The following is a 10,272-nucleotide window of genomic DNA, read 5'->3' on the forward strand; positions in this document are numbered from 1 at the left end:
TTTCAATAATATCGGGCAATAAATCGGTGCATCAGCCGATAAGCGATGAAGTTTATGATCAAAATGCTTATGACAAGTACCGCGGCAGTGCCATAGGCATTCTGCATGGATATACCTTCACGGGCAAGGATATAGAAGTGAACTGCGAGGGTCCGGGTAGATGAAAGGATGCTTGTGGGCATATTCAATGAGGAACCAGCAGTGAAGATAACTGCGGCTGTCTCGCTCACTGCCCGACCTATCCCTAATATTATACCGGTTGCAATCCCAGGGAATGCCGTTGGTAAAACAATCCTTAAGATGGTATCAATTTTACCCACCCCTAACGAATAACTTATTTCCCGATAAGCCTTGGGCACGGCCTTGATTGCTTCCTCAGATGTCCTTATGATTGTGGGGAGGATCATCACCGCCAGGGTCAAACCTCCGGATAAGATACTCCAGCCCAGTTTGAGTGTGATCACAAAGAAGATAAACCCAAAAAGCCCGAAGATTATGGAAGGAACTCCAGCAAGGCAGTCTGCACCAAAACTGATGATACGCCTTATCCATCCGCCTTTGGTGTATTCGGTCAAATACAAGGCACTCCCAACACCTAAAGGGGTGGCGATAGCGATCGCTACCAGAGTCACCATCAATGTCCCGATTATGGAAGGAAACACACCTCCTTCCCGTCCCATTGCCTTAGTGGGCTGCGTTAAAAACTCCCAGGTTATCGCTGCCAGTCCGTGTCTTAATACAAAACCAATGATGAAAATCAAAATTGTTATCACCAATACAGTGCACACCAGAAGAGCGGTGTAAGCAATTAACTGACTAGTACGGGGTCCGATCCTGATGGTCATTCTCGTTTGGCGATGCTGATGGCGATGACATTCAATATAATGATGATGATAAATAGAATTGAACCGCAGGCAAAGAGGGCCAAACGATGATCTCCGGTTGAATAACCAAGTTCCAGGGCGATTGTGGAAGTCAAGGTTCGGACAGGGTCGAGAATGGAATGCGGAATCCTTAAGGCATTGCCTGCGATCATGATCACCGCCATCGTTTCACCCACTGCCCTTCCCATGCCCAGGATGATGGAGGCGATTATGCCCGAGCGCGCGGCTGGAAATAAAACCATACAGACGGTTTGCCATTTGGTCGCACCAAGGGCATAAGAACCTTCCCGATAGGTCTGGGGAACGGCAAGGATTGAATCATAGGAAATGCTGACAATAGTGGGTAGTATCATTATACCCAGAACCAGGGCTGAGGTAAGGACGGAAAAACCTGAACCACCAAAAAGATTTCTTACCAGGGGCACGAGGATTACAATCCCAATAAAGCCATACACCACCGAGGGTATCCCGGCAAGAAGTTCAATCACTGGTTTTAATATCTTCTGGGTCACTGGCGGTGAGAATTCAGCGAGGAAGATCGCACAGGCTAAACCAAGGGGCACACCGATGAGGAGGGCTCCAATTGTAACAAACAAAGAGCCGATGATCATGGAAAGAATACCGAAATTACCTTTGGTCGGTGCCCAATGCGCAGAAAAGAAATTTTTAAAGCCGGCCTTAAAGATCAACGGCATACCCTGGGCAAAGATAAATATCGTAATCAATAAAAGGGAGACGATCGCAGAGAATGAGATAATGAGCAAAAATTTTTCCGATAATTGTTCCTTCATTTAATAAAATTTATCGGAATCAAACCTTCACGCCTTAATATTTCCTGGGCTTCCTCAGAAAGGACATAATCGATAAATTCTTTTATCAATCCCTTCGGTTCTTCAAGGGTGAGCAATAAAAAGGGTCTTATAAATTTATAGTGACCATTTTTATAATTTTCCATAGTAGGGGAGACACTATCAATGGCGAGGGCTTTTACTCGGTGGTCGACAAGTCCTGCCGAGATATAGCCAATTGCCTGAGGGGTGGTGGCGACTATTTCCCTTATCGCACCGTTGGAATCCTGGACCAGACAGGCATCACTGATTGCGGTTTCGTGCATAATCAATTCTTCAAAAGCACCCCGGGTGCCTGAGCCTTCTTCACGGGTGACAGCAAAGATCTTTTCGTTACGGCCACCGACTTCTTTCCAGTTGGTAATCTTTCCTGCAAAAATATCTCGCAACTGCTCATGACTGAGATTGGAGACAGGGTTGGAAGGATGGACGACGATGGCAATGCCATCGATCGCCATGACGAACTGATGTAGTCCTTGTTCCTCAGGATGAAGATGGCGTGATGAGGTGCCGATGGCGCAGGTACGATTAAACACCGCTTGAATCCCGGCTGTAGAACCACCACCCTGGACATTGATTTTGACATGAGGTTTTTTTGCCATAAACTCCTCGGCAAGTTTCTCAATGAAGGGTTGAACCGATGTCGAACCGGCGATGACGATATCACCTGTTCTATTGCTACAACTGAAAAATACCAGGATTAAAAGCGCAAACTGCCGATGCACAACCTATTTTATTTAAAACCGATGATTTGTCAATAAAATTCTATTTTTTACTGGAAAGTGCTTTTTTTACCACCCGATAAAGTTCAAATTTGGGTTCTGGATAATACCAGGTGAAGAAATGATTATTATGATAAAGAGGGTCGGTCTGGAGGGTAAAACCAGTCTTAGAAAATTCCTCGGTAAAAGGTATGGGCGAGAACTCGCATAAGTGGGGATGAATCCCTAAACTGTGGCATAATCTTATTCCATCAATAACCTCTTCAGGGGATTGCCCGGGCATGCCGTAAAGGAGATAGACATGAATTTGTTGAGGGGAAAAACCTACTCCGATAAGTATTTTTACCGCCTTTAAAAATTCGTCGGTGTTCACTTTATTCCCGGTTCTGATCTGAACCTCGGGATTGATGGTTTCTAAACTCAGATACATCGTCTGGAAATGGGCTTGGAACATCAATCTACCAATTGGTTCAGTAATAAATCGGCAATGTAAACCATTTGAACTGTGAAGATTGAGACGAAGTTTTTCTTTTATAATCATCTGTAATAATTCCGGAAAATGCGGATTGCAGAGCAAGGCATCATCAAAAAAAGCTAAATTATTAGTGCGGGTAGCGAAATATCTGATCTGCTTGATTATTAGGTTATTGTCATAGTAAAAGAAGCGGGGTGAAAGAACTTTTGTAGCACAATAAGTACAACCAAAAGGACAACCCCGTGAGGTAATGACGACTCCATAGTTTAGCTTCCCGTAGATTGAGAAATCAGGCATTGGGGTATTATTTTCTATTTCTTTTTTTAAATAACCATGTTCTTTCAGGAATTTAGGTAGTCCTGTTTCCGCATCTCCAACTATAACCCAGTCCGCACCTGAGTGCCTTTGGGCATGATCTTTACAGAGTGTAGCATACAATCCTCCAAGCACCACTGGTATTTTAGGAAAATGTTCTTTAAGAATTCTTATCGCATTAACAACCCCGAGATACCAATAGGTCATTGAAGAGGTGACCAATATCAAATCTGGCGGCTTGACTTTTTTTATGATTTCTCGGAATGATTCTTCAGGTATTCCATAGCGTTTGTATTTCCGGGGAATGTCTTTATAGAGCCGCGGTTTCTCCACAACCTCATAATGATACTTCCCGCGCCCGAAGATATCGGTTTTGGTTTCGGTTCTAAAATAAGGGCTTGCCCGGTCCAGACAATCAATAAAGTCAATTTCAAATCCAGCCTTTTTTAAAATGTCAGCAACGATTAGGAGTCCTACTGGTTTATTCCAGAAGTCAAATGCTTTAAAATCGTATATCCAGGGATTGACGAGTAAGGCACGCATCCCGGGAACGGCTATCTAACTTCTATCGAGCTCAATAAATACCAACCCTCCGCATCCGCAGAATTTTGGATTGCCAGTTTGATACATTTTAAGTTGGGATGGGTATGTTCGGCAAAAGGGCTGAAGATACCCAGATAAATATCATATTCACCAGTGGGTAATTCTTCAGGAAGTGTGATTACTACTTTTTCATTCCGTAATCCGGGAAGCCAGCCCTTTATGGAGAGCAGGGCAGGCGAATCCCATTTCACTAATACATTATTGATTTCTTTTCTTAATTGGAGATATAGGTAATAATCCCAGTAAGACGGTGCTGAGCCAGTGTTCTCCCAGACCATATTAATTTCAAAGGGGGAATTTTTATAAACATATTCTGGATATTGAAATTCACGAAGGACTAACCGATAACCAATTTTTTTTAAGGCATTTTTGATTTTGGGTATCCAGGCAGAAGGGATAACCGCACTTTTGTTCTGGATATAAGAGGCATGGTGGTCAATCGCCCATTGTAGAATGTAGTCAATATCCCATCCCTGCGACTGCCAGTATTCCATATTCCAGCCTGGTTCCAAAGCCACTGGACCGTTTTTCCAGGCTTGTGTAGCATTGGTTTTTTGTAATTGCTGGTCATAAAAATAAGGCATATGCCAGTTCATGTCTCCCCAGGAGTCTGCACGCCAGCCGGTTCGGAGTATGTTTGTAGCATAATACATGCCCAGCGAATCGCCAATCAACATCACCTTGGGGGTGCTGGGAAAAGATTGGTTCCATAGATCAATAATTCTTTTTCGGACACCTTCTGAATACATGGGAATTCTTCCACCCACCGTGCCCCCACTCGGAGGATTTCCCACGATTTGCTTGATTTTTGTGGCATAAAAATGCCATTCACCCCATAACCCTACTGAGCCGATATCAATGATGTCCAGGTAGGGATTTAGATAGTAACGCCGAGCAAATTCCTGGACAAGACGGGTGTGATAATAGTCTGTTACCGAATCGGCGAGGTCTGGTGTCCATATATCCGGCTCATTGGGATCTTGCTGGTTATTCTCGTTTCCATCGTAATAATAGATCCAACCACTCGCACCTTCATCAATCAACCAGAGGGGTGCATAACCCAATAAAGGGACTGAAGAAGAGAGGCCGCTTGCGGCGATCATCAAACGCCAGGCCAATCGCTGTCCGTTTTTCTTTGCCCGGTTCAACCAGTCTTCAAAAAGGGCAAAGTTAAAATTTCCGGGGGTGGGTTCTAATTCGTACCAGCTGAAACGCCGATAGATTGTCGTTGTGGGCAACCCGGCAAGATTCGGGTCATTATCCGCCGCCCGGTAGAATGTCTGCCAGCCCATTCCGGGGTTGGCAAATATTGAATCGGTGTTTTCCAGTGGGTTGACTGTGACCATCGGACCATGGTTATGTTTTTTACTACACAAGGGTTGGAGAAGGATAATACACCAAAGGATCAGATATTTTGATCTGGCTCGCAACATTTTCATAGTTATATTATACGTCAAATAAGATAAAAGTCAACATTACCTTGACTTTTTGTTCCGGCTGAATATTATTCAATAGCAGAGCTAATGGGTCAGTCCGGCAATTTTCCAAATATTGTAATGCTATTTACCAAGGCATTGTTGAGTAGGGCCGCGGTCTGGAACATCCTGGGGAAAAACCGTTTAGCACTGAGGGATACTTATGCCGCAATAAAAGTTGCGCAAAGAATCCAGGATGATAAATTGATGGCCGATGGCTTTTTACAGTTGAGCGATATTTATCACTCCCTGAATCAGTATAAAGCAATGTTTGAGACATCAACCCGGGCGATTTGCTTTTCCAGAAAAATCAAAGATTTTCAAAGAATTGCTGCTGGATATAACAAACTGGCACTTTTTTACTATTCCCAGAATAATTACAAAAAGGCTTTAGAATACCATAAGAAATCTTGGCGGATTAATAGCAGATATCGATATATCGAAAATCTTGCTTGTAACCTCCATAATATCGCCCTTGTCTATGATTCCCTCGGCGAGTATAAGAAGGCATTGGCTTTTTACAAAAAGAGCCTGCGGTTGCAAAATAATACCCAAGCACTTATTGGATTGGGTTATACTTTGAACAATATTGGGACGATCTACCATGCACTTGGTAAAAATAGCGAGGCGCTGAGATATTTCAAAAAGAGTTTACAGATTAGAAAAAAAATTGGTGATAATGAAAGGATTGCCGAAAGTTGTATTAATATCGGGGTAATTTTTTATACCCAGGGTGCTTACCCTACCGCCTTACGGTATTTTTTCCAAGCCGCGTTGATTGCGAAAAAAGTAGGCACGATGCGTGAAGAGGCAGTCGCCTATAACAACATTGGCAGTGTTTACAGCATCTTAGGTAATTATCGAAATGCGATCGTTTATTTTGAAAAAGCGAAAGCACTACGGGAGAGGATTGGCAATCCTAACGATTTGAGGGGTATCCATAATAATTTAGGCTACCTTTATACGATCCAAGGCAATTTCAACCAGGCACTTTTTCACCTCCAGAAGGCATTGACCATCAGCGAGAGAGTTAAGGATTTAGCAAATTTGAACATCGCGCTCATTCATCTGGCAAATCTTAATCTTATGCTGCAAAATTTTAAAGCGGCTCTCAGGTTTTTAAAAAGGGCGGAAAGAAGTACTAAAAAAATTGGAAAAAAAGAAATTTTGATGCGAGTATATTTTGCCTATTGTGAGTTATTATTTGCCCAAAAAAAATTTACCCGCATTCAATACTATTTTCAGCAAGCCCGGAGATTAGCCCTTGAGATAAGTTCACCCAAAGATCAGGGTGAAATACTTCTGCTGGAGGCGAGAATGCTTGCCCAAGGTACTATTGATGAGTTAAAGACGGTAGAAAATAAGTTTAAAGCGGCAATAAAGATTTTTTTAAGTTTAAAGCAGAAATTTGAGATTGCAAAAAGTTATTATTATTATGGAGAAATGTTGAAAGAAAAGAAGAAATTAAAAGATGCCCAGCACTACTTGATTCAAGCCCAGCGCCTATTTAATAAGATAGGAGCCGGCGGCTGGTTAATTAGGACCACTGCTCTGCTCGAGCAAATCGGCAGATAGTGCGTTTTTTAATCGAGGGATAAGAATTTTCTGGTCAACGGATGTGTCGTTAGGAATATAACTCAAGGATAGACCTGAAATATTCCCTTGGTAGGTTTTAAGTTGGGAGTAAATTTATTGACTTTGATCAATATTTCGCTATAATTGGTGGCAGAAGGAGGTATTTGATATGAAGCCATTCAGAAATGAACCTTATACGGATTTTACAAAGTTGGAAAATAGAAAGAAGATGGAAAAAGCCCTGGCTGAGGTAGAAGCCCAATTTGGTCGGGAATATGATCTTATCATCGGGGGTAAAAGAATTAAGACAAGCAATAAGCTGATTTCTTATAATCCTTCAAAAAAAGACCAGGTTGTGGGCGTCTTCCAGAAAGCAGATGAGAAGATTGCCGAACAGGCGATGGAAGCAGCACTCGAGACTTTTAAAACCTGGCAATATACACCGGCAAAAGTCAGGGCAAATTATTTATTTAAGATGGCTAACATCATGCGCCGGCGGCGCTTGGAACTCGATGCCTGGCTTGTCTTTGAGGCAGGTAAAAATTGGAATGAGGCGGATGCTGACATTGCTGAGGCTATAGACTTTTGTGAATACTATGGTCGGGAGGCATTGCGGTATGATAAGGGTCCAAAACTCATCCAGTATCCAGGTGAAAGAGATATTCAGATATACATTCCATTAGGTGTGGGTGTGGTCATCCCACCCTGGAACTTCCCAATGGCGATACTCACGGGGATGACGACCGCCTCTTTCGTTTGTGGGAATACGGTTATCCTTAAACCTTCAAGTGAGACGCCGACGATCGCCTATAAATTTATGGAAATCGTAGAAGAAGCAAAGGTTCCTGCCGGCGTGGTGAATTTTGTAACCGGACCCGGAGCTCTGGCTGGCGATTATCTGGTGCGCCATCCCAAGACGCGTTTCATTGCCTTTACCGGTTCCAAGGAAGTCGGCTTGCGGATTGTGGAACAGGCAGCAAAGACCCAACCCGGGCAGATCTGGATAAAAAGAGTGGTTGCCGAAATGGGCGGCAAGGATGCGATCATCGTAGATTCCGAAGCGGATATCGATAGTGCGGTAAATGGGGTGCTGGTCTCAGCCTATGGTTATCAGGGACAGAAGTGTTCAGCTTGTTCACGATTGATCCTTGATGACAAAATTTATGAAAAATTCATGGAGAAGTTTATTCCACGGGTGGAGGCGATAAAGGTCGGACCGGTTAAATATTATGAGAATTATATGGGTCCAGTGATCAGCCAGAGTGCTTATAATTCCATTATGGAGTATATCAACATCGGAAAGTCTGAGGGTCGGCTGGTTTGTGGTGGAGAACCCGCGGGCGATGAAGGATGGTTTATAAGACCGACGGTGATTGAGATTGACAGTCCCAAGGCACGTATCTTCCAGGAGGAGATATTCGGTCCAGTCCTCGCGGTAATCAGGGCACGGAATTTTGATCATGCCCTGGAACTTGCCAACGATTCTGAATACGGTCTGACCGGTGCGGTTTATACCAAAAATAGAAAGAAGATAGAAAAGGCTAAGAGGGAGTTCTTTGTCGGAAATCTTTACATCAACCGGAAATGCACCGGTGCCTTGGTGGGAGTCCATCCTTTTGGTGGGTTCAACATGTCAGGAACCGATTCCAAAGCAGGTGGTCCTGACTATCTTTTACTCTTCACCCAGGCGAAGGCGATCGGCGAATATATTGGAGTAAAAAAGAGGAAGAAGAAATGACCAAAGGAGAAATAATCAAGGAGATAAAAAAATACAATATAAAATTCATCGATCTTTGGTTCTCGGATATTTTGGGCTCAATAAAGAATCTCACCATAACCACCAACGAATTGGATAAGGCGATTAGCGATGGGATATGGTTTGATGGTTCCTCGGTCGAAGGCTTTGGTCGGATCTGCGAGAGCGATATGTTTTTAAAGCCGGACCTTTCGACCTTTCGCATCATCCCGTGGGCAACCGAAGATACTGCCCGTTTTATCTGTGATGTCTATGGTCCGGACCATCGACCTTCCCCTGTTGATCCCCGAGGTTTGCTCAAACGCGCCCTCTCCACACTTCAGAAAAATCACATGGAATTTAATGTGGGTGCGGAGCTGGAGTTCTACCTCTTCCAGCGGGATGGGTCAAAGATAATGCCATTACTCCATGATCAGGTAGGTTATTTCGATTTGGGTGGTGATTTGGCATTACGGGTGCGCAAGCAGATGTGTGAAAAACTCGCGCAATTCGGAATTGTGGTGGAAGCCGGTCATCATGAAGTAGGCAAAAGCCAGCATGAGATTGATCTACGATATTGCGATGCCCTCCACCTTGCCGATAATATCCTCACCGCGAAAATGGTGATAAAACGGGTAGCAGAAGAACATAATCTCTATGCGACATTCATGCCCAAACCGCTATTTGGAATGGCAGGATCTGGGATGCATACCCACCAGAGCATCTTCAAGAATGGTAAGAATATTTTTGCGGACCCGAAGGATGCTTATGGTCTTTCAGAGATTGCCTACCATTATCTTGCAGGACTCTTGAATCACATAAAAGAAATTTCCGCGGTGATTTCGCCGATTGTGAACTCATACAAAAGACTTGTTTCCGGCTTCGAAGCACCGGTTTATATCTGCTGGGGAAGGATGAATCGTTCAGCACTGGTGCGCGTACCCCAGATTACTAAGAATAGATTAAATAGCACGCGGTTAGAGCTTCGATCAGTTGACCCCTGTGCCAATCCCTATTTAGCCTTCAGTGTTATTCTGGAAGCGGGTATGGATGGTGTGAAAAAGAGACTCAGACCTCCGAAACCAGTGGAAGAGAATGTTTACCAGTTTGAGAGTATTGATTTGCAGACCAAGGGTATTGATGTCTTACCCCGGTCTTTGTGGGAAGCCTTGGAATTTTATCGCAAAAGTGAACTGGTAAAAAAAGTCCTTGGCGATGTTCTCTTTGAAAAATACTACGAGATAAAACTGCGCGAATGGAACGAATACTCCATCCAGGTTTCAAAATGGGAGATTGATAAGTATCTGGAGATATATTAACAAAGGCAGAAGAGCGGAATACAGGAAAATAGAGGCGTTTTTCTCTCTCGCTTCTTAAAAAACTTGTCTACGGTTCTCCTTTTGGCGAGGGATTCAAAAAATGTAGGGTGAGGCTTCAGCCTCCGCAAAAATACTTGCTCTAAACTACTCGCATAAAATAATCCGATCAAATTGGATACGTCCCAGCATTACTCATAAATTCCGTCTTTCATCAAAATAAAATCTTACCCAAAATAAATTTAGATTCTCAGGCGAATAAGAGTATAGTTTTAGAATTGAATTAATCATGCTCTTTACTCCTGTGATTATATCTCTTTCTAT

8 protein-coding genes are annotated in these 10,272 nt (G+C 43.3%); 3 read left to right on the top strand and 5 right to left on the bottom strand.

What is annotated here, in order from left to right; translation table 11 throughout:
- Positions 1 to 2: 2 nt before the first annotated feature.
- Genes pstA through ABIL39_07990 form a run of 5 tightly spaced genes read right to left on the bottom strand, consistent with a single transcriptional unit; the run spans position 3 to position 5,286 of the window.
- The gene (gene pstA / locus ABIL39_07970; GenBank protein MEO0166058.1) at positions 3 to 845 is read right to left on the bottom strand and encodes a phosphate ABC transporter permease PstA; all 843 of its coding nucleotides are present in this window, start codon (positions 843 to 845) and stop codon (positions 3 to 5) included.
- Positions 842 to 1,675 carry a phosphate ABC transporter permease subunit PstC gene (gene pstC, locus ABIL39_07975; protein ID MEO0166059.1) on the bottom strand — a complete coding sequence of 278 codons (834 nt, stop codon included), beginning with the start codon at positions 1,673 to 1,675 and terminating at the stop codon, positions 842 to 844. Before pstC ends, pstA begins: the two co-directional genes overlap by 4 nt.
- Positions 1,672 to 2,457 carry a phosphate ABC transporter substrate-binding protein gene (locus ABIL39_07980; GenBank protein ID MEO0166060.1) on the bottom strand — a complete coding sequence of 262 codons (786 nt, stop codon included), beginning with the start codon at positions 2,455 to 2,457 and terminating at the stop codon, positions 1,672 to 1,674. Before ABIL39_07980 ends, pstC begins: the two co-directional genes overlap by 4 nt.
- Before the next feature lie 40 nt (positions 2,458 to 2,497).
- Positions 2,498 to 3,787 (bottom strand): radical SAM protein, encoded by a 1,290-nt coding sequence (locus ABIL39_07985; GenBank protein ID MEO0166061.1) that lies wholly within the window; start codon positions 3,785 to 3,787, stop codon positions 2,498 to 2,500.
- An 11-nt stretch (positions 3,788 to 3,798) separates the two neighbouring features.
- Complete coding sequence (locus ABIL39_07990; GenBank protein MEO0166062.1) at positions 3,799 to 5,286, bottom strand: DUF4832 domain-containing protein; 1,488 nt, start codon at positions 5,284 to 5,286, stop codon at positions 3,799 to 3,801.
- An 84-nt stretch (positions 5,287 to 5,370) separates the two neighbouring features.
- Between ABIL39_07990 and ABIL39_07995 the strand changes: the two genes are divergently transcribed.
- From ABIL39_07995 to ABIL39_08005, 3 genes are all read left to right on the top strand, one after another.
- Complete coding sequence (locus ABIL39_07995) at positions 5,371 to 6,897, top strand: tetratricopeptide repeat protein (protein ID MEO0166063.1); 1,527 nt, start codon at positions 5,371 to 5,373, stop codon at positions 6,895 to 6,897.
- Positions 6,898 to 7,066: 169 nt separating this feature from the next.
- Positions 7,067 to 8,635: an L-glutamate gamma-semialdehyde dehydrogenase gene (pruA, locus tag ABIL39_08000; protein MEO0166064.1), complete on the top strand. Its 1,569-nt coding sequence runs from the start codon at positions 7,067 to 7,069 to the stop codon at positions 8,633 to 8,635.
- Positions 8,632 to 9,951, top strand: coding sequence for a glutamine synthetase family protein (locus ABIL39_08005; protein MEO0166065.1), 1,320 nt, complete (start codon positions 8,632 to 8,634; stop codon positions 9,949 to 9,951). The genes pruA and ABIL39_08005 overlap by 4 nt, the downstream gene beginning before the upstream one ends.
- Positions 9,952 to 10,272 lie beyond the last annotated feature (321 nt).

This window comes from candidate division WOR-3 bacterium, assembly GCA_039802205.1.
Lineage (GTDB): Bacteria > Hydrothermota > Tepidihabitantia > SM23-42 > JAOAFX01 > JAOAFX01.